The organism is Streptomyces sp. NPDC052064 (genome assembly GCF_055585925.1).
Genome location: NZ_JBVJJE010000003.1, coordinates 304,504 through 323,626, shown reverse-complemented (window position 1 = coordinate 323,626; position 19,123 = coordinate 304,504). Strand labels below are relative to the sequence as shown.

Annotated in this window: 17 protein-coding genes; 8 read left to right on the top strand and 9 right to left on the bottom strand. The window is 72.4% G+C overall.

Annotated elements, in window-relative coordinates; genetic code table 11:
* Positions 1-84 precede the first annotated feature (84 nt).
* From ACZ6TU_RS09345 to ACZ6TU_RS09330, 4 genes are all read left to right on the top strand, one after another.
* On the top strand, positions 85-636 hold the full coding sequence (locus ACZ6TU_RS09345; protein WP_467674223.1) for a beta-class carbonic anhydrase: 552 nt from the start codon (positions 85-87) through the stop codon (positions 634-636).
* Between the two features lie 278 nt (positions 637-914).
* Positions 915-1,943, top strand: a complete 1,029-nt coding sequence (locus ACZ6TU_RS09340) for an AAA family ATPase (protein ID WP_467674225.1) — start codon at positions 915-917, stop codon at positions 1,941-1,943.
* A complete protein-coding gene (locus ACZ6TU_RS09335; RefSeq protein WP_467674227.1) occupies positions 1,943-3,304 on the top strand; it encodes a DUF58 domain-containing protein in 1,362 nt (453 codons plus the stop codon). Before ACZ6TU_RS09340 ends, ACZ6TU_RS09335 begins: the two co-directional genes overlap by 1 nt.
* A complete protein-coding gene (locus tag ACZ6TU_RS09330) occupies positions 3,304-5,697 on the top strand; it encodes a transglutaminase TgpA family protein (RefSeq protein ID WP_469547630.1) in 2,394 nt (797 codons plus the stop codon). Before ACZ6TU_RS09335 ends, ACZ6TU_RS09330 begins: the two co-directional genes overlap by 1 nt.
* Before the next feature lie 199 nt (positions 5,698-5,896).
* Here the strand turns inward: ACZ6TU_RS09330 and ACZ6TU_RS09325 are convergent, their stop codons facing one another.
* The 3 genes from ACZ6TU_RS09325 to ACZ6TU_RS09315 form a co-directional block, all read right to left on the bottom strand.
* Positions 5,897-6,298: a DUF3040 domain-containing protein gene (locus ACZ6TU_RS09325; protein ID WP_010039328.1), complete on the bottom strand. Its 402-nt coding sequence runs from the start codon at positions 6,296-6,298 to the stop codon at positions 5,897-5,899.
* 279 nt (positions 6,299-6,577) lie between these two features.
* Positions 6,578-7,375, bottom strand: coding sequence for a methyltransferase (locus ACZ6TU_RS09320; RefSeq protein ID WP_467674231.1), 798 nt, complete (start codon positions 7,373-7,375; stop codon positions 6,578-6,580).
* A gap of 194 nt (positions 7,376-7,569) precedes the next feature.
* A complete protein-coding gene (locus ACZ6TU_RS09315; protein WP_467674233.1) occupies positions 7,570-8,133 on the bottom strand; it encodes an SAV_6107 family HEPN domain-containing protein in 564 nt (187 codons plus the stop codon).
* 193 nt (positions 8,134-8,326) lie between these two features.
* Here ACZ6TU_RS09315 and ACZ6TU_RS09310 point away from each other — a divergent pair, with 193 nt between their 5' ends.
* From ACZ6TU_RS09310 to ACZ6TU_RS09295, 4 genes are all read left to right on the top strand, one after another.
* The gene (locus tag ACZ6TU_RS09310) at positions 8,327-9,109 is read left to right on the top strand and encodes an ATP-binding cassette domain-containing protein (protein ID WP_469547853.1); all 783 of its coding nucleotides are present in this window, start codon (positions 8,327-8,329) and stop codon (positions 9,107-9,109) included.
* Positions 9,081-11,165, top strand: coding sequence for a YhgE/Pip family protein (locus tag ACZ6TU_RS09305; protein WP_469547628.1), 2,085 nt, complete (start codon positions 9,081-9,083; stop codon positions 11,163-11,165). The genes ACZ6TU_RS09310 and ACZ6TU_RS09305 overlap by 29 nt, the downstream gene beginning before the upstream one ends.
* A 71-nt stretch (positions 11,166-11,236) precedes the next feature.
* Positions 11,237-11,866, top strand: coding sequence for a TetR/AcrR family transcriptional regulator (locus ACZ6TU_RS09300; protein WP_467674237.1), 630 nt, complete (start codon positions 11,237-11,239; stop codon positions 11,864-11,866).
* Between the two features lie 514 nt (positions 11,867-12,380).
* Positions 12,381-13,874, top strand: coding sequence for a phytoene desaturase family protein (locus ACZ6TU_RS09295; protein WP_469547626.1), 1,494 nt, complete (start codon positions 12,381-12,383; stop codon positions 13,872-13,874).
* Between the two features lie 27 nt (positions 13,875-13,901).
* On the opposite strand, the gene ACZ6TU_RS09290 is transcribed toward ACZ6TU_RS09295, so the two are convergent.
* From ACZ6TU_RS09290 to ACZ6TU_RS09265, 6 genes are all read right to left on the bottom strand, one after another.
* A complete protein-coding gene (locus tag ACZ6TU_RS09290; RefSeq protein WP_467674240.1) occupies positions 13,902-14,852 on the bottom strand; it encodes an SCO2102 family sporulation regulator in 951 nt (316 codons plus the stop codon).
* 56 nt (positions 14,853-14,908) lie between these two features.
* Positions 14,909-15,832 carry a methylenetetrahydrofolate reductase [NAD(P)H] gene (gene metF, locus ACZ6TU_RS09285; protein ID WP_467674242.1) on the bottom strand — a complete coding sequence of 308 codons (924 nt, stop codon included), beginning with the start codon at positions 15,830-15,832 and terminating at the stop codon, positions 14,909-14,911.
* Positions 15,833-15,928: 96 nt separating this feature from the next.
* The gene (thiE, locus tag ACZ6TU_RS09280) at positions 15,929-16,585 is read right to left on the bottom strand and encodes a thiamine phosphate synthase (RefSeq protein ID WP_469547623.1); all 657 of its coding nucleotides are present in this window, start codon (positions 16,583-16,585) and stop codon (positions 15,929-15,931) included.
* A gap of 424 nt (positions 16,586-17,009) precedes the next feature.
* On the bottom strand, positions 17,010-17,375 hold the full coding sequence (locus ACZ6TU_RS09275) for an Rv2175c family DNA-binding protein (RefSeq protein ID WP_467674245.1): 366 nt from the start codon (positions 17,373-17,375) through the stop codon (positions 17,010-17,012).
* A gap of 77 nt (positions 17,376-17,452) precedes the next feature.
* Positions 17,453-18,694, bottom strand: coding sequence for an NAD(P)/FAD-dependent oxidoreductase (locus ACZ6TU_RS09270; RefSeq protein ID WP_469547621.1), 1,242 nt, complete (start codon positions 18,692-18,694; stop codon positions 17,453-17,455).
* A gap of 32 nt (positions 18,695-18,726) precedes the next feature.
* A complete protein-coding gene (locus tag ACZ6TU_RS09265) occupies positions 18,727-19,077 on the bottom strand; it encodes an avidin-fold protein (protein ID WP_467674249.1) in 351 nt (116 codons plus the stop codon).
* Between the last annotated feature and the right edge of the window lie 46 nt (positions 19,078-19,123).

The window sequence follows — 19,123 nt, the reverse complement described above, 5'->3', positions numbered from 1 at the left end:
TTACCTCACACCACAGTCTCGCTGACATTCTTTGTCCACTCTCACAGGAGGCTCCGACGCGGTGTGACCAGTAACGTCATGGATATGACGACTTCTGCATCGGTTCCCACAGCCTCGGAGAACGCCCCAGCCGGCGGCGGCACGGTCACCGACCGCCTCGTCGACGCCAACGCCCGGTACGCCGCCGAGTTCACCGACCCGGGGATGGACGCCCGGCCCGTGCTGCACGTCGCCGTCGTGGCCTGCATGGACGCCCGTCTCGACCTGCACGCGGCGCTCGGTCTCGAACTCGGTGACTGCCACACGATCCGCAACGCGGGCGGCGTCGTCACCGACGACGTGATCCGCTCCCTCACCATCAGCCAGCGCAAGCTGGGGACGCGCAGCATCGTCCTCATCCACCACACGGGCTGCGGTCTGGAGAGCCTCACCGAGGACTTCCGCAACGAGCTGGAGACCGAGGTCGGCCAGCGCCCGGCGTGGGCGGTGGAGTCCTTCCGGGACGTCGACCAGGACGTACGGCAGTCGATGCAGCGCGTGCGCACCTCGCCGTTCCTGCCGCACACGGACGACGTGCGGGGGTTTGTCTTCGACGTGAAGACCGGCCTGCTGCGGGAGATCGACCCAGCCTCCTGACCTGGCCGCCCGCCCCGGACACAACCTGCTGCAGCTGTCGAAAGCCTGTCAGTCACGCGTTCGAATGGTCTTAAGACCGACATATCGCGGCCAGTTATCCACAGTCGAGTGACACGAATCGGTAACGGCAGCAAGAATGCGGGAGTGGCGTCACGCGGAACTTTTCACGCGTGGTGTCCGTGGTTCGGGGTGGGCGGGCCCGCGTCATGCGGCGTCAGCCCGGGAAAATGGGGTATCCCGTGCTCCCTGGGAGCAAGGGAAAGGCCGAGGAGGGCCGGGTGACGACCTATGACGATCGAGCGAGCCTCACTGATCTGACCGCCGTGGTGGAACGCGTGCGGGAGTCGGTGGAAGGCGTGATCGAGGGCAAGCCCGAGGTCGTACGGCTCTCGCTGACCGTACTGCTCGCCGAGGGACACCTGCTGATCGAGGACGTCCCGGGCGTCGGCAAGACGATGCTCGCCAAGGCACTGGCGCGGTCCATCGACTGCTCGGTGCGGCGCATCCAGTTCACACCCGACCTGCTGCCCTCGGACATCACCGGGGTCTCCATCTGGGACCAGCAGCGCCGCGACTTCGAGTTCAAGCCGGGCGCGATCTTCGCGCAGGTCGTGATCGGCGACGAGATCAACCGCGCCTCGCCCAAGACGCAGTCCGCGCTCCTGGAGTCCATGGAGGAGCGCCAGGTCACCATCGACGGCAAGACCTACGAGCTGCCCAGCCCCTTCATGGTGGTGGCGACGCAGAACCCGGTCGAGATGGAGGGCACCTACCCGCTGCCGGAGGCCCAGCGCGACCGCTTCATGGCCCGGGTCTCGGTCGGCTACCCGAGCGCCGAGGCCGAGCTTCAGATGCTGGACGTGCACGGCGGCGTCTCGCCGCTGGAGGACCTCCAGCCCGTGGCCCACGCGCACGAGATCCTCAAGCTGATCGAGGCGGTGCGCGGCGTCCACGTCGCCGAGCCGGTCCGGCGCTACGCGGTGGACCTGGTCGGCGCCACGCGCACGCACCCCGACCTGAGACTGGGCGCCTCCCCGCGCGCGACGCTGCACCTGCTGCGCGCGGCGAAGGCGTCCGCGGCCCTGAGCGGCCGGGAGTACGCGCTGCCGGACGACGTGCAGGCACTCGCCGTCGCCGTCCTGGCCCACCGTCTGCTGCCCACCGCCCAGGCCCAGCTCAACCGCCGCACGGCCGAGCAGGTCGTCGAGGAGATCCTCCAGCGCACCCCAGTGCCGGCGGCGCCGCAGCAGAGCGGCCTCGGCCGGGGTGTGCCGGCGTATCCCCAGCAGCCGCCGCGGAGGCTGTGATGACCACCGCGGGGACGGGGCATGCGGAGGCCGACCGGGGCGAGAAGGGCGGCATCCGCAGCGCCCTGGCCGGTCTGACCACCCGCGGACGCTCCTTCCTGGCCGCCGGCGTCGCGGCCGCTATCTGCTCGTACGTACTCGGACAGAGCGACCTGCTGCGCGTGGGCCTGCTGCTGGCGGTGCTGCCGCTGGTGTGCGCGGCGGTGCTGTACCGCACGCGCTACCGGGTCGCCGGCAGCCGCCGGCTCTCCCCCGCACGCGTGCCCGCCGGCAGCGAGGCCCGGGTCCACCTGCGGATGGACAACGTCTCGCGGCTGCCCACGGGCCTGCTGATGCTCCAGGACCGGGTGCCGTACGTGCTCGGCCCCCGGCCCCGTTTCGTGCTCGACCGGGTGGAGGCGGGCGGCCGCCGCGAGGTGTCCTACCGGGTGCGCTCCGACCTGCGCGGCCGCTACCCGCTGGGCCCGCTCCAGCTGCGCCTGACCGACCCGTTCGGCATGTGCGAGCTGACCCGGTCCTTCTCGACGTTCGACACGCTGACGGTGATCCCGCGCGTGGAGCCGCTGGCGCCGGTGCGCCTCAGCGGCGAGGCGAAGGGCTACGGCGACGGGCGACAGCGTTCACTCGCGCTGGCCGGCGAGGACGACGTGATCCCGCGCGGGTACCGCCACGGCGACGACCTGCGCCGTGTGCACTGGCGCTCCACCGCCCGCTACGGCGAGCTGATGGTGCGCCGCGAGGAGCAGCCGCAGCGCGCCCGCTGCACGGTGCTGCTCGACACCCGGGGCATCGCCTACCAGGGCGCGGGCCCCGACTCGGCCTTCGAGTGGGCCGTGGCGGGCGCCGCGTCCGTGCTGGTGCACATGCTCGAACGGGGCTTCTCAGTAAGGCTGTTGACGGACACCGGCAACGCGGTGCCCGGCGAGGGCGGAGACGGCTTCGCGGGCGCGAGCCAGGAGTCGGCGGACGCGGCCGGGCTGATGATGGACACCCTCGCGGTGATCGACCACTCCGACGGCGCGGGTCTGTCCCGGGCCTACGACGTGCTGCGCGGCGGGAACGAAGGGCTGCTGGTGGCCTTCCTCGGCGACCTGGACGAGGAGCAGGCGGCCGTGCTGGGCCGGATGCGGCAGCGCAGCCCGGGGGCGGTCGCCTTCGTGCTGGACAGCGACACCTGGGTGCGGGAACCGAGCGACGTGTCCGGTCCGTTGGACCGGAGCGGCGAGCGGCTGCGCATGCTGCGCGAGGCGGGTTGGACGGCCCTGGGTGTGCCGCGGGGCGCCTCCGTGGACGAGCTGTGGCGGCAGGCCGACCGGGAGCGCAGGGGGATGGCCGTCGCGGGCGGCGGGGAGGGACCGTGATGAGCGGGCGGGTAAGACTGACGCTGGGCGCGTGGGCGGCCACGCTGATGGCCGCGTGCGCCCTGCTGCCCCTCGTCAAACCGGCGACCTGGATCGTGCAGGCGGCCTTCCTGCTCGCGGTGCAGGCGGGCGTGGGTGCCGCGGTCCGCAGGGTGCCGCTGGCGCGCCCGCTGACGGTGGCGGCCCAGGCCGTGGTCACGGTGCTGCTGCTGACGTTCGTGTTCGCCCGTGAGCAGGCCTTCGCTGGGCTGGTGCCCGGGCCGGACGCCCTCGACCACTTCGCGCTCCTGCTCCGGCAGGGCGGGGACGACATCGCGCGGTACGCGATACCGGCGCCCCTGGAGTCCGACGGCATCCGGCTGATGCTCATCGGGGGCGTCCTGATCATCGGGCTGCTGGTGGACACCCTCGCGGTGACCTTCCGCAGCGCCGCCCCGGCCGGGCTGCCGCTGCTCGCGCTGTACTCGGTGGCCGCGGGACTGTCGGACGGGGGCACGGACTGGCTGTGGTTCCTGGTGGCGGCGACCGGCTATCTGATGCTGCTCCTGGCCGAGGGGCGGGAGCGGCTCTCCCAGTGGGGCCGGGTCTTCGGCGGGGCCCCGCGCACGGCCGGAGGGGAACCGAGCGGCGCGGTCGCCCCGGTCCGCACGGGCCGGCGCATCGGCGTGGTCGCGCTGGGCATCGCCCTGGTCGTGCCCCTCGGCCTGCCCGCGATGAACGGCGGCCTGCTGGACTCCGTGGGCACGGGTGCGGGCGGCGGCACGGGCGGCGGCGGCACGATCTCCGCCGTGAACCCGCTGGTCTCGCTCCGCGACAATCTGAACGTGGACGAGGACCGGCAGGTCCTCTCCGTGAAGACGAAGATGGCCGACGTCTCGGACCTCTATCTGCGGATCGTGTCCCTGGACGAGTTCGACGGCACCACTTGGAAGCCGGCCCGGCGATCCATCACCGCCGTCCCCGACGGCACGTTCCCGACCCCGATCGGCCTCGGCCCCGACGTCAAACGCACGGAGGTCGACACCACGATCACGGCGGCCGGCTGGTACGGCCAGGACTGGCTGCCCATGCCGTACCCGCCGAGCGGCGTCAGCATCCGGGGCAACTGGCGTTACGAGCCCCTGGGCATGACGCTGGTCGGCGACCACGGCCAGAACACACGAGGCCTGACGTACCAGGTCAAGAGCCTGGACGTGCAGCCGACGGCGGAGCAGCTGGCCTCGGCGCCGGCCCCGCCGGCGGCCATCGCGCGCGACTTCACCAAGCTGCCCGACTCGCTGCCGTCGGTAGTGGCCCGCACCGCCCGCCAGGTCACCACGGGCGCCGCCAACCCCTACGACCAGGCGGTCAAGCTCCAGGACTGGTTCGCCGTGACCGGCGGCTTCGAGTACGACACCCGGGTGCAGGTCGGCAGCGGCTCGGAGGGCATCGCCCGCTTCCTGAGGGACAAGCAGGGCTTCTGCGTGCACTTCTCCTTCGCGATGGCGGCGATGGCCCGCTCCCTGGGCATACCGGCCCGGGTCGCGGTGGGCTTCGCGCCCGGTTCCCCGCAGGCGGACGGTTCGGTGTCGGTGGGGCTGCGCGACGCGCACGCCTGGCCCGAGCTGTACTTCGAGGGAGTGGGCTGGACCCGCTTCGAGCCGACTCCGAACCGCGGCTCGATGCCGCCGTACACCCTGCCGGAGAGCCCCGGCAGCTCGGTGCCGGACGTGGCGCGCCCCTCCCAGACGTCGTCCGCCGCGCCGTCCCCGACGCCCTCGACGAGCGACAGCTGCACCCCGGAGCAGAAGAAGCTGGACGGCGGGTGCGCGAGCGAGTCCCCGCAGGCGGTACTGCCCACGGGCGACGACGGCCCGAAGTGGTACGCGATCCTGGCCTGGGCCCTGGCCGGCCTCGCCGTCCTGGCGCTCCCGCTGGCACCGATGCTGTGGCGCCTGCGGACCCGTGCGCTCCGGCTGGGGGCGCACGGCCGCGGCGAGGCGGACGCGGTGCCGCACACGCTGGCCGTGTGGCAGGAGCTGACCGACACGGCCTGGGACTTCGGCATCGCGCCGGACGAGTCACAGACGCCGCGCAAGGCGGCCGCCCGTATCGTCCGGCTGGGCTCCCTCGACGCGACGGCCGCGGCCTCGGTGCACCGGGTGGCGAACGCGGTGGAGCAGGTCCTGTACGCACCACAGCCCCGCCCGGCGGCGGGCCTCACGGACGACGTCCACCGTGCGGCAGCGGGCCTGAGCGCCGGGGTCGGCCGTGGCACCAGGCTCCGTGCGGTGCTGGTCCCACGCTCCACGGTGCGCGTGGTGTGGGCGGCGTCGGCCTGGTGGTCGGGCGTGCGGGAACGTGCCCTGGCGCTGCGGCCGACGTGGCGGAAGGCATCGGGGCAGCAGGGCTGACAGGCGGGGGTGGCTCGGGCCGGTCGGGGTTTGTGCGCCCGGCCGGCCGCGCTCCCTCCCCCACGAGCTCCTTCTCCCACGAGCTCCCTCCCTCGGGAGCCAGCCGCACCTCGTACACATACGTCAGGGGGTGACCACCCAGTCGGTGGTCACCCCCTGACTCATGTCTTCATGTGTCCCTGGAGATCCGCGCTCCGGGCTAATGGCCGCCCTGCTCGTCGCGGCGCTTCTGCCAGCGCTGCTCGATGCGGTCCATCATGGAGCGCCGCTGCCGGCCCTGACGACGGGCGGCCTGCTGTCCGCCGGCCCCGGCCGCCTGTTCGCCGGGCTTGGGGGCCTTGCGCCAGCCGGTCACGGCGAGCACCGCACAGCCCAGCATGACGAGGAAGCCCACGACGCTGAGCCAGACCTGCTTGGCGACCATACCGGCCATGAGGAGCGCAATACCTACGAGGAAGCCCGCGACCGCCTGGTAGACCCGCCGCCGGGTGTACGTACGCAGCCCGCTTCCCTCGAGCGCCGACGCGAACTTGGGATCTTCGGCGTACAGCGCTCGCTCCATCTGCTCGAGCATGCGCTGCTCGTGCTCCGAGAGCGGCACGGAGTCCTCCTCATCGTGCAGTCGCCGGGGCGACCCGGGGGGTCTCTTCAGGATAGGCAGGGAATCGCCCCCGTGAAACCCGCCCCTCTGCGCCAATTGACCAACCGGAATCCGCCATGGACTTCCCGGCTCGCTGAGGCTTCCATTCCCCGGCGGCCGACCCGTCATGCCGGAACGGTCTCCCTCGATCATACGGCGCCAAGCCCCCATTCGGGGGGCCTGTGGCGTACTCCATGCACCGCCAAGGCGCTGATCAGCGGCGGTACCCCACGAAGCGACTCAGGCCTCGACCGACCCACCGGTCTCGATTGCCTCACCGGTCCCAGTGGTCTCACCCAGCACATGAAGCTGGGTTGCCACCGAGTGGAAGGCGGGAAGCTCGGCGGCGGCCTCCTCCAGCTTCAGCAGCGCTTCCAGGGCGCCGGGCTCGGTGTCGACGAGGACGCCGGGCACGAGGTCGGCGAAGACCCGCACGCCGTGCACGGCGCCGACACGCAGGCCCGCTCCCTCGACCAGTCCCGTGAGCTGGTCGGCGGTGAAGCGGCGCGGGACGGGGTCACCCGTGCCCCATCGCCCGTTCGGGTCGTCGAGTGCCTGCCGGGCCTCCTTGAAGTGACCCGCGAGGGCGCGCGACAGCACGGCACCCCCAAGACCGGCGGCGAGCAGGCTGAGGACGCCCTCCGAACGCAGGGCGGCCACCGCGTTGCGGACGCCCTCGGCCGGGTCGTCCACGTACTCCAGGACGCCGTGGCACAGCACCACGTCGTAGCCACCGCGCTCGGCCACGTCGAAGAGGCCGTGGGCGTCGCCCTGCACGCCCTTCACCCGGTCGGCGACGCCCGCCTCGGCGGCGCGGCGCTCCAGGGCGAACAGCGCGTTGGGGCTGGGGTCGACGACGGTGACCCGGTGACCGAGACGGGCGACGGGCACCGCGAAGTTTCCGCTGCCGCCCCCGGTGTCGAGGACGTCCAGCGACTCCCGACCCGTGGCCTTGACCCGACGGTCCAGGGTGTCCTGGAGGACCTCCCAGACCACGGCGGTACGGAGTGAGGCGCGGGGGCGCATCGGGTCCGACACGGCAGTTGACTCCTCGGCGCGGCACCGCCTCTTGTACGGCGGAGCGAACGGGGTGCCTCCCCGGCCCCGGCGACGGGGAGGGAAGACTTCAGGCGCCCCCCACCCTATTGCCTCCGGCAGGGCGCCCGGCATGGCCGGTCCCCACCTGGACACGCGTCGGCACGACCGGGCGGACGCTCGCCGCTGGTGCCCGCTCAGCCCGCGTCCGGCATGTCCCGCCCCTCCCCCGGTCCCTCCGGGCGGTCCTGGTCCGGGCGGGGCTGCGGGAGGACCGGCTGGAGGACCAGCATGCGCTCGACGAGGCGCAGGAACATCGCCACGTCCCGTATCAGGTCGTCGGCGTCCCGGCTGCTGGCCGCGTCCTGGATGCCCGCCTCGGCCCGGGCGCGGCGCCGGGCACCGGAGGCGAACAGCGCGCTCCACTCGGACAGTTCGGGCGCGATCTCGGGGAGCACTTCCCAGGCACTCCTGATCTTGGCCCGGGCTCGGGGCGAGGTCTCCGGCCGCCCCCGGGCGGCGAGCACGGCGGCGGCGGTGCGCAGGGCGGCGAGGTGGGCCGTCGCGTAGCGCTCGTTCGGTGTCTCCAGGACGGCGGCCTCGTCGAGGCCGGCGCGGGCCTGGGCGAGCAGGTCGAGGGCTGCGGGCGGGGCCGTGGCCCGGCGCAGCACGGGGTGCACGTCGCTCGCCGGGCCGGTCAGTGAGGGGGCAGGGCCGGTGGCGCGGCGCCGGCGGGCGGCTGCTGCGTGGTAGCTGGCCATGACGAACCTCCTGTCGTCTGTGTGACGGCACGTCCGGCTAGGAGTGCCGTATGTGACCCATCGTGAGGTATGGCACTGACAATCCGTTCTGACCTGCGCTTTTGCTTCGATCGTAGGTTCGGAGTAGTTTTTGCACTGACCAGTCAGTTCAAAAACTTCAGTTCTCAATCGAAGGAGACTCGTGGGGGAACGAGTGGGAGGGGTGCGGGTCGCCGCCGAGGGCCTTGGGGTCAAGGGGCCGCGCGGGTGGGCGTTCCGCGGGATCTCCGTCGACGCCGAGCCGGGATCGCTCGTCGCGGTCGAGGGCCCGTCCGGGTCCGGCCGTACGTGCCTGCTGCTCGCACTGACCGGGCGGATGAAGATCGCGGAGGGCACCGCCGCCGTCGGCGAGGCCCGGCTCCCCAAGCAGTTGTCGGCGGTGCGCCGCGTCAGCGCCCTGGCCCATGTGCCCGGGGTCACCGACCTCGACCCGGCCCTGACCGTCGGCGAGCACCTGCGGGAACGGGCGCTGCTCCAGCGGCGGTTCGGCGACTCCCTGCGCGGACTGTTGCGGCCCCGCGGCGAGCGGGCGGCCGAGGCCGGGCAGCGCGTCGGCACGGCACTGGCCGCCGCCGGTCTCGACCTGGAGGCGCTGCCCAAGGGGTCCCGTACCGCCGTTCGCGATCTGGAGCGTCTGGAGGCGCTGCGGCTGTCGGTCGCCCTCGCGCTCGTCGGCCGGCCACGGCTGCTCGGGGTCGACGACACCGACCTCAAGCTCTCGGACGGCGAGCGGGACGAGGTCTGGGCTCTGCTCAGGTCACTCGCCGACGCCGGGACGACGGTCGTGGCGGTGTGCAGTGAGGCCCCCGAGGGTGCCCTCAGGGTGTCCACCCAGGAGAACCAGGACGACGGCGAGGATCACCAGGCCACCGAAGACGAAGGGGCCGATCAGGGAGAGGAGAAGGCCGATGCGCTCGCCGAGACTGGCCGCGCTTGAGCTCCGCCGCTTCGGCCGGGGCAAGCTGCCGCGCGCGGCACTGGTCGCGCTGCTGGTGCTGCCGCTGCTGTACGGGGCGCTGTACCTGTGGTCGTTCTGGGACCCGTACGGCCGTCTGGACCGTATCCCCGTGGCACTCGTGAACGACGACAAGGGGGCGACCGCCGACGGGAAGAAGATCGCGGCGGGCGACGACATCACGAAGGGCCTGCACGACAGCAAGACCTTCGACTGGCAGGAGGTGAGCGCCGCCGAGGCCCGCAGGGGTGTCGAGGACGGCACCTACTACCTGTCGCTCACCATGCCCGCCGACTTCAGCGAACGGATCGCCTCCAGTTCCGGGAACTCCCCGGAGACCGGCGCCCTCCAGGTGCGTACCAACGACGCGAACAACTACATCGTCGGGCAGATCTCCCGGACGGTGTTCAGCGAGGTGCGGCAGGCCGCGTCCACGAAGACGTCGCGGTCCTTCCTGGACAAGATCTTCGTCTCGTTCTCCGACATCCACGGCAAGACCGTGAAGGCGGCGAAGGGGGCCGACCAGCTCAAGGGCGGCATCGGGAAGGCCGAGAAGGGCTCCAAAGACCTCGCGGACGGCCTGAAGGACGCCAAGGACGGCAGCGGCAAGCTGTCCACGGGCCTGAAGAAGCTCCACACGGGGGCGGGCGACCTGGAGGACGGCTCGAAGCGGGTCGCGGACGGCACGCAGAAGCTCGCCGACAGGGTCAACACGACCGCCGGCAAGGTGGGCCCCTTCATCAAGGGCAACGAGAAGAGCATCGGCGACACGGCCCAGCTCGTCGCCGACTCCTCCGGTGTCATCCGCAAGCACCTGGACACCCTGGCGAAGACGGCCCCGACCGCCGCCAAGGGCGCCCGTACGGCGTCGGACACGCTGAACGGCGTCTACGCCAGGCGCTGCGACGACCCCGTCCTGCCCGACGCCGCCTGTGCCGACCTGAAGAAGGCCAAGGACGCGGCGGCCGACGTGGCCCTCATCGCCGACGACGTCAACACGCTGATCGCGGACCAGAACGGCGACCTGACCCGGCTCGACAAGAACCTCGCCGCCCTCCAGAAGCAGTCCCAGGCCCTCGCCGAGCGCGCTCCGCACCTCTCCGAGGACCTCGACGACGCCGTCAAGAAGATCAACAAGCTGAACAACGGGGCGGCCGAGGTCGCCGCGGGCGCGAAGAAACTGCACAAGGGACTCGGCACGGCCAAGACCGGTGCCGTCGACCTGGACAAGGGCGTAGGCGATCTGAAGACGGGCGCGGACGACCTCAACGGCGGCTTGTTCAAGCTCGTCGACGGCTCCGGCAAGCTCGCCGGCGGGCTGCACGACGGGGCGGAGCGGATCCCCGACTACGGCAAACAGGACCGCGACCAGCGCACGGAGGTCATGGCCGACCCCGTGCGGCTCGCCTCCCAGGACCTGCACAAGGCGCCCAACTACGGCACCGGCTTCGCTCCCTACTTCATCCCGCTGTCGCTGTGGGTGGGCGCGATGGTGGCCTACATGCTGATCGCGCCGATGAACCGGCGCGCGCTCGCCGCGGGCGCCTCGGCATGGCGGATCGCGCTGGCGGGCTGGCTGCCGGTGGTGGCGATCGGGGTGCTCCAGACGGTCGCCCTGATGTCGGTGCTGCACTGGGCGGTCGGCCTTGAGATGGCGCGGGCGGCCGGGACGGTGAGCTTCCTGTTCCTGGTGACGGCGTGCTTCGCGGCGATCGTGCAGTGGCTGAACGCGCGCTTCGGGGCGGCGGGCCGGATCCTCGTCCTCGCCCTGCTGATGCTCCAGCTGACCTCGGCGGGCGGCACGTACCCCGTGCAGACCAGCCCCGGCTTCTTCAACGCGCTCCACCCCTTCCTGCCGATGAGCTACGTCGTCGAGGCTCTGCGCAGGCTCATCACGGGTGGTGGTCTGGAACCGGTGTGGCTCGCGTGCGTGGTGCTGACGGCGTTCACCGCCGGCGCCCTCGCGCTCACCGCCGTGGCGGCCCGCCGCCGCCAGGTGTGGACGCTGGACCGGCTGCACCCGGAGCTGAGCCTGTGAGCCCTTCGGTGACACCCCCTGTGAGCCCTGCGGTGACATCCCCCGGAAAGGTTCCTGTGACAATCAGGGCCATGGAAAGCAGCAGTGCCACGTCGGGCGGCAGCACGCGCCGCGAGGCCACCCGGCAGAAGCTCTACGAAGCGGCCGTCACGCTCATCGCCGAGCAGGGGTTCTCCGCCACGACCGTGGACGAGATCGCCGAGCGTGCCGGAGTCGCGAAGGGCACGGTCTACTACAACTTCGCGAGCAAGTCCGTCCTCTTCGAGGAACTGCTGCGACACGGGGTCGGCCTGCTCACCGCCTCCCTGCGGGAAGCGGCCGAGCGGACCGCCCGGGAGGGCGGCACCAAGGTCGACGCCCTGGACGCGATGATCCGCGCGGGTCTGGTCTTCATCGACCGCTACCCGGCCTTCACACAGCTGTACGTGGCCGAGCTGTGGCGTACCAACCGGGCCTGGCAGTCCACGCTGATGGTGGTCCGGCAGCAGGCCGTCGCGGTCGTGGAGGACGTGCTGCGCGAAGGCGTGGCGGGCGGCGAGTTCAGCGACGAGATCGACGTCCCGCTGACCGCGGCCGCGCTGGTCGGCATGGTCCTGGTGGCCGCGCTGGACTGGAAGTCCTTCCAGCCGGAGCGCTCCCTGGACGACGTCCACGCGGCCCTGTCCCGGCTGCTCCAGGGGCGAGTGAGCGGCTGCCGCTGAGGGCACGTCCTGCGCGGCTGCCGCTGAGGCCACACCCTCGCGGCTGCCTTGAGGGCAGCCCGGCGCAGATGTGAAAGCGCCGGTTCGCTGTGGCCGCGTCCCCCGCGGGCCACCTCGAACCGGCGCCTTCCTTGCTCCCCCGTTTTCCTGCTCCCCCCTGCGTTCCCCCGCAGGACCCCCGTTCGGTCGTCCCCCTGTTCTCCCCCGTGCCTCGCTCCCGCCGACACCGTCGGCGGAAGGAGCGGATCGTGGGCCCGACCCCGTTCCGGCGCCCCGTGTCGCCGGTACCGGAGCCGTGCCCCTCTCCGTGCCTCCACTCTCTCGTTCTCGCAGGTCCTCCCCCATCCGCGCGCGTACTCAACTCCCTCACTAGGTACGGGTACTCAGCCCTGCGCACGCGGCCCCAGAACACTCCGTGGCCGACTGGTCACGACCGCCTCCGTGCCCGTACTCGGAGGCCGTCGGCGGGGACTGTCGGCGGGGGCTGTCAGCGGGGGCCGATAAAGTCGCTGGCATGGCACGGATTGCGGTGATCGGCGCCGGGATGGGCGCACTGGCGGCGGCCGCCCGGCTGGCCGTCGCGGGCCACCGGGTGGTGGTGTACGAGCGGGCGGACACGTACGGCGGAGCCCTGCGCCGCTTCGAGCGCGACGGGTTCTCCTTCGACACCGGCCCCGGCCTGCTCCCACTGCCCGCCGTCTACCGCGACCTGTTCGTCAAGACCGGCAAGGAGCCGCTGGAGCGTTGCGTCGACATGATCCAGGTCGACCCGTCGTCCCGGCACGTGTTCGCGGACGGCACCCGGGTGTCGCTGCCGAACGCCTCGCGCGCGGGCGTCGTGGCGGCTCTGGACGAGGCGCTCGGCTCCGGGGCCGGGAAGCGGTGGGGCGACTTCCTGGTGCGGGCCCGCGAGGCCTGGGACCGGACCCGCCGGCCTCTCCTGGAGGAGCCGCTGTGGCCGAACTGGCAGGTGCTGGCCGAGCGCGAGCCGTACCCGGCGGTGCCCCACAAGCGACTGCTGCGCACCCGCCGGGCCGGCACGCTCGCCGAGGTCGGCGCCTGGGAGCTGCGGGAGGCCCGGCTCGCCGCGCTCCTGGAGAGCCACGCCCTGACGCACGGCCTGGACCCCCGGACCACCCCTGCGAGCGCGGCCGTACTGCCGTACATGGAGCACGCCTTCGGCACCTGGTACGTGCGCGGCGGCCTGCGTGAGCTGGCCCGCGCGGTGTACGAGCGGTGTGTGGCCCGAAAGGTCGAGTTCCGTTTCGGCGCCGACGTGACCGGGGTGCTGGAGAAGGACGGCCGGGCGTCGGGGGTGGAACTCGCCGACGGCACGGTCGCGGAGGCGGACTTCGTGGTCGCCGGTGTCGCGCCCGGCACACTGGACCGGCTGTCGGCGCAAGCCGTGGCGCGGGGTGACGGCGAGGTGCCGCCGCAGCCCGCGACCGCGAGCCGGCTCACGGTGCTGCTCGCCCTGCGCGGCGCCCGCCCCGACGACACAGCACACCGCACGGTGGTGCACGCGGCGGACCGCGAGGCCGAGTTGGACGCCTTGTTCGGCGAGGCGGCGGGGAACCCACACCCGACGGTCACGGTCCTGCGGCCCGACGACCCGGGGCTGGTCCCGGACGCGGACCACGAGGCGGTCACCCTCACGACGGCGGTGCCCGCGCGGCCCGACGAGCCCTACGACGACCTCGCCGAAAACATGATCAGGGTCGCCGAGCGCGCCATACCCGACCTGCGCGGCCGTCTCCTCTGGCAGGAGGTGCGCACCCCGGCCGACGTCGCCGAGGCGACCGGTGCGGAGGGCGGGGCGGTGCCGGTGCCCGCCCTGGCGGCGGACGGCGGGCGGCTGCTGCATCGGTCCAACAGCACGCGCGTGGCCGGTCTGTTCACCGTCGGCGGCTGGGCGCACCCCGGTGGCGGACTGCCGCACGCCGGCATGTCGGGCGCGCTGGTGGCGGGACTGATCGTGGAGGGACCGGAGTTCCGGGGCTCCCAGTAGGCGCGCCGCCCCGGCGGCGTTCAGGCTTCAGAAGCGGTACTGCTCGTCGAAGCCGTTCCCGTGCGCCTGCTGCTGCCCGTTGCCCTGGTACGGGTACGGCTGCTGCTCCGGCGGCAGTTCCTGGCCGTACTCGTCGGTGTCGCGCTGCTGCGGGACCCACACACCGCCGGGCGGGCTCTCGCCCCCGTAGGTGCCGGTGTACTGGTCCTGGCCGTAGCCCTGCTGGGCGTAGTACTGCTGGTCGCCGTAGGAGGTGTCGTACGAGGCTCCGCCGTAGGTCGGCGTGCCGATGTACGGGTCCGAGTAGGCGGCGTACTGCTGCTGGTCCGTGGCGTCGTAGCCCTGCTGCTGGCCGTAGCCCGAGTAGTCGTAGGAGTAGGACTGGTCGGTGCCCTGGGCTGTGGCGGCGTACTGGTCGTGGGGCTGGCCCGCCTGGTACCCGGTGTCGCCGTACACGCCGTAGGAGCCGGTGTCGTCGGGCACGGGCTGCGGCTCGTAGACGGTGGTGGTCTCGGCGGCCGTCGGATGGACAGGGCGCGACGGGGTGAAGACGTCGTCGCGGTCGTAGTCGTCGTCCTGGCCGTAGGCGGGGGCGGTGTTGTCGCGGCGGTAGTCGGCGCCCTCGTCGCCGTAGCCGCCGTCGGCCGCCTCCAGGCCGGAGACCTCGAGGGCCGGCTCCTGGCGGCCGCGCTCACCCCGGCGGCCCTTGCCGCCGCCCAGCATCGGCGCCTTCATCGCCCAGCCGGCCGAGAAGCCGCTGCGGAACGACAGGGTGACGTACGTCTGTCCGACCGCGAAGGCGGCCGCGCCCAGTCCGATCACGACGACGGACGGGATCAGGACACCGACCACGACACCGAGGAACCCGACGAAGGCGAGCAGCCGCCAGCGCAGCCGCGCCTTGTATTGCAACAGCACCTCGCCCAGCAGCCACAGCGCGACGATGCCGAACGCGATGTAGAGGACCGCCCAGCCCATGTACGCCCCTCTCCCAGTCGCCGCTACGCAGTGTGTCGCATACCGGTGCGAACGGTCTAGGCCTGCGGTCGGCGGTGCAGGCCCAGGTTCTCGTAGATTTCCAGCGTCGCCGTGGAGTTGTTGAGCGTGATGAAGTGCAAGCCGGGCACTCCCTCGGCGAGCAGCCGCGCACAGAACTCCGTGGCGAATTCGATACCAATGGAGCGTACAGCGGCCGGATCGTCTTTTGCTGTGAGGATCCGCTCTTTCAGGGCGGCCGGGAACGCGGCGTTGGTGAGGGACCCGATCCGCTCCAGCGACCGCACGCTGGCGATCGGCATGACCTCGGGAATGATCGGGGTGTCGCAGCCGGCGGCAGAGACCCGGTCCCGCAGCCGGAGGTAGTCCTCCGGGTGGAAGAACATCTGCGTGATGGCGTAGTCCGCGCCCGCACGGCACTTGTCGACGAAGTGGCGGACGTCGGCGTCCCAGTCGGTGGAGCGCGGGTGCATCGCCGGGAAGGCGGCGACGCCCACGCAGAAGTCGCCGGACGCCTTGATCAGCTCGACGAGTTCGGCGGCGTAGGCCAGGCCCCGGGGGTGCGGCACCCACTCACCCATCGGGTCGCCGGGCGGGTCGCCGCGCAGGGCGAGCATGTTGCGGATCCCGGCGTCGGCGTACTGGCCGATGATGTTGCGCAGGTCGGCCACCGAGTGGTCGACCGCCGTGAGGTGCGCGATGGGCGTGAGGGTGGTGTCGGAGGCGATCGCCTCGGTCGCCTTGACCGTGCCCGCGCGGGTGGAACCGCCCGCACCGTAGGTCACGGAGACGAAGTCGGGCGCCACGGCCTCGACCCGGCGCAGCGCGTTCCACAGGTTCCGCTCGCCCTTCGGGGTCTTCGGGGCGTAGAACTCGAACGAGTACGTCGTCTTGCCGGTCGCGAGCATGTCGCGGACGGTGCGCGCGTGGTCCGACCTGATGGATGCGGTGCCGAGGGCCATACCGGCAGGTTAGCCAGGGGCGGTCTGTCCCCCAACCGGGCAAGGATATTTGCCCGATTTGTGCACTTGTTGTCCACCCCTTGGACAACCGGCGTACTACTTCTCCCGCAGCCTCTTCGCGAACTCGGCCGCCGCCGCGCCCGGGTCGTCGGCCTCGGTGATCGCCCGTACGACGACGGCGCGCCGGGCTCCCGCTTCCAGGACCTGGTCGAGATTGCCGAGGTCGATGCCGCCGATGGCGAACCAGGGGCGGTCGGTGCCGAGGGCGGCGGTGTACCGCACCAGGTCCAGGCCGGGGGCGTGGCGGCCGGGCTTGGTGGGGGTCGGCCAGCACGGGCCGGTGCAGAAGTAGTCCACGCCGTCCTGGGCGGCGGCCGCGGCGGCCTCGGACTCGGCGTGCGTGGAGCGGCCGATCAGGACGTCGTCGCCGAGGATCGCGCGGGCCGCGGGGACGGGGAGGTCGCCCTGGCCGAGGTGCAGTACGTCGGAGCCGGCGGCGTGGGCGACGTCCGCGCGGTCGTTGACCGCGAGCAGCTTGCCGTGCCGGGCGCAGGCGTCGGCGAAGACGGCCAGGTGCTCCAGCTCCTCGGCCGCCTCCATGCCCTTGTCCCGCAACTGCACGATGTCGACCCCGCCCGCCAGCACGGCGTCCAGGAACTCCACGAGATCACCCTGCCGCTTGCGCGCGTCGGTGCAGAGATAGACCCGGGCGTCGGCGAGCTGGGCGCGGGCGGTGGTGTCGGTGGCGGCCATGCGTGTCTGTCCCCCTGGTTGTCGGTGGCGCACGGGTGCGGGTGCGCCCGTGGGCGTACGGATCCGGGTGCACCCGGCGGCGTGGACGTGCGGGTGCGCCCATGGTGCCGCACGGGCGCGAGATGCACCCGTACCGGTGGCACCGGTGGCCTTACGGGACGGGACGCCAGAGCGCCCGCGTCCGCGGCGGACGGGCGGGCACCGCACCCCTGCGCACGGCATGCGACCAGGGCGCCGGAGCGCCCCGCTCCGGTACCTCCGGGCCCCGCCCGGGGGTCTCGCACGGCCCGCCCCAGGCGGCCCACGCCCGGACGGGCGCGGGCCACCCCGCGGCCGGGACCACACGGGCCCCGGCCCGCACGCCGGGCGGTTTTCGGTCCGGTCCCGCTCGTACGGCACCGGACGGTTGTCGGTCGGAGTCGGTTCAGACCGCGAGCGCCTGGGCTCGGCGCTTCACCTCCGTGCCGCGATTCTCGCTCAGGGCCTGTGCCGGGGTACCGGGCAGGCTCGGGTCGGGGGTGAAGAGCCACTCCAGCATCTCTTCGACCGTGAAACCGTCGTCCCGCAGGAGCGTCAGGGTCCCGGCCAGGCCCTTGAGGACCTTGTCCCCGTCGATGAAGGCAGCGGGGACGTGCAGTGCGCGGTTCTCACCACGGCGTACGGCGATGAGCTGGCCCTCCTTGACCAGCTGCCGCACGCGCGTCACCTCGACGCCGAGCTGTTCGGCGATGTCGGGGAGGGTGAGCCAGGCAGGGACGAGAGCATCGATCTTTGCGTCAATCTCGGTCACGGAAACCAGCCTGCCATCCCCCACTGACAGTCGGAAGTCGGGCCCGCCCACCTGGGCGGACACGCACCCCTCTCCAGCTACGCCGTCGCCGCCTTCAAGGGCCTCGCCGGGTCCGCCAGCAACGCCGGATCCATCGGCGTGCCCGACTCGATCAGGCGGCGGCCCTGCGCCAGGTCCCGGGGGCGGCCTACCGCCAGCAGCGCGACCAGCCGGTCGCCGCGGAGCCAGCAGACCGTCCAGGCCGGTCCGGCCGGGTCCCCCCGCCACAAGGTCGTGTCGGCCGCCGCGTGATGCCCGGCGTACTGCACGAACCGCCCGAACTGCTCGGACCAGAAGTACGGCACGGGGTCGTACACCGCAGGGGTCTCCCCCGACGCCCGGCCGACGATGTTCACGGCGACCGTGCGCGGCCCCTGGAGGGCGTTGTCCCAGTGGTGCACCAGCAGGCGCTCGCCGTACCGGCCCGAGGGGAAGGAGGCGCAGTCCCCGACCGCGTATACGTCGGGTGCCGACGAACGCAGGTGCTGGTCGGCCACGATCTCGCCGTGCGTGCCCAGCTCGATCCCGGAGCCGGACAGCCAGGCCGTGGCCGGACGGGCGCCGATGCCGACGACGACCGCGCCGGCGGGCAGCCGCGAGCCGTCGTCGAGAACCACAGCGCCGGGTTCCACACGCTCCACGCGCGCGTGCGTCCGCAGCACGGCACCCGCGTCGGCGTACCAGCCGGCCATCGGCGCGGCGACCTCGGCGGGCAGCGCCCCGGCGAGCGGTCGGTCGGCGGCCTCCACGACGGTCACCGCGCAGCCCGCCTCGCGCGCGGCCGTGGCGAACTCCGCGCCGATCCAGCCCGCGCCGACGACCACGATGTCGTGCTGACGGGCCAGCACCGGCCGCAGCCGCTCGGCGTCGTCCAGGGTGCGCAGCAGATGCACGCCCGGCACGCCCTCCGCCCCGGTCAGCCGGATCGGTTCGGCGCCGGTCGCGACGACGAGGATGTCGTACGGCAGGGGCCCGTCCTCGGTGTCCAGCTCATGATCCCCGGGGCGCAGGCCCTGCACCTCGCAGCCGAGCCGGAGTTCGATACCGAGGGCCTCGAAGTCGACGTCGAAGGCGGAGCCCTCGGCCTTGCCGAGCAGGACGGCCTTGGACAAGGGGGGCCGGTCGTACGGCTGGTGGGGTTCGGCGCCGATCAGGCTCACCGTGCCGGTGAAGCCCTGCTCGCGCAGGGCGACGGCGGTCTGCACACCGGCCATGCCCGCGCCCGCCACGACCACGCGCCGCGGCGCGGACGAACCTGGTTCCTGCGTCTGCTCGCTCACCTGATCACCATAGACAACTGACATTCCGTCAGTCAGCGCTCATGCGCAGTGACCTGCTCCACAACGCTCGTCCCGCTGCCCGCCTGGGACTCCCACTTCCAGCTCTCCTCCAGCCGCACCCGCCCGTCGGGCAGTTCCACGACCGTCGACACGCAGTGCCCGGAGGAGGTGGTTCCGTCCCCCTTGAGTTGTACGTACCGGAAGTCCAGCCTGTCGCCCTCACGGGTACCCACGAGATGTCCGCGCACGACGTCGCCGCCCGTGTACTCGGCCCAGACCTCGCCGTCCTTCTCGTGGTACGTGAACCGGGTGCGCGTCCCCACCTGACCCGGTGCCTGGTCGGCGACAGGGGCGAGGACGAGACCGTCGAGGGATCGGGCCATGGCGGTGGCTCCCTTACTGCCGCATACGGCATCGGGCTAGGGTGGG

Excerpts from the sequence above, each read along its gene's own strand:
- ACZ6TU_RS09330 (WP_469547630.1), top strand. The coding sequence starts at position 3,304 with ATGAGCGGGCGGGTAAGACTGACGCTGGGCGCGTGGGCGGCCACGCTG.
- ACZ6TU_RS09345 (WP_467674223.1), top strand. The coding sequence starts at position 85 with ATGACGACTTCTGCATCGGTTCCCACAGCCTCGGAGAACGCCCCAGCC.
- ACZ6TU_RS09335 (WP_467674227.1), top strand. The coding sequence starts at position 1,943 with ATGACCACCGCGGGGACGGGGCATGCGGAGGCCGACCGGGGCGAGAAG.
- ACZ6TU_RS09295 (WP_469547626.1), top strand. The coding sequence starts at position 12,381 with ATGGCACGGATTGCGGTGATCGGCGCCGGGATGGGCGCACTGGCGGCG.
- ACZ6TU_RS09265 (WP_467674249.1), bottom strand. The coding sequence starts at position 19,077 with ATGGCCCGATCCCTCGACGGTCTCGTCCTCGCCCCTGTCGCCGACCAG.
- ACZ6TU_RS09300 (WP_467674237.1), top strand. The coding sequence starts at position 11,237 with ATGGAAAGCAGCAGTGCCACGTCGGGCGGCAGCACGCGCCGCGAGGCC.
- ACZ6TU_RS09290 (WP_467674240.1), bottom strand. The coding sequence starts at position 14,852 with ATGGGCTGGGCGGTCCTCTACATCGCGTTCGGCATCGTCGCGCTGTGG.
- ACZ6TU_RS09305 (WP_469547628.1), top strand. The coding sequence starts at position 9,081 with ATGCGCTCGCCGAGACTGGCCGCGCTTGAGCTCCGCCGCTTCGGCCGG.
- metF (WP_467674242.1), bottom strand. The coding sequence starts at position 15,832 with ATGGCCCTCGGCACCGCATCCATCAGGTCGGACCACGCGCGCACCGTC.
- ACZ6TU_RS09315 (WP_467674233.1), bottom strand. The coding sequence starts at position 8,133 with ATGGCCAGCTACCACGCAGCAGCCGCCCGCCGGCGCCGCGCCACCGGC.
- thiE (WP_469547623.1), bottom strand. The coding sequence starts at position 16,585 with ATGGCCGCCACCGACACCACCGCCCGCGCCCAGCTCGCCGACGCCCGG.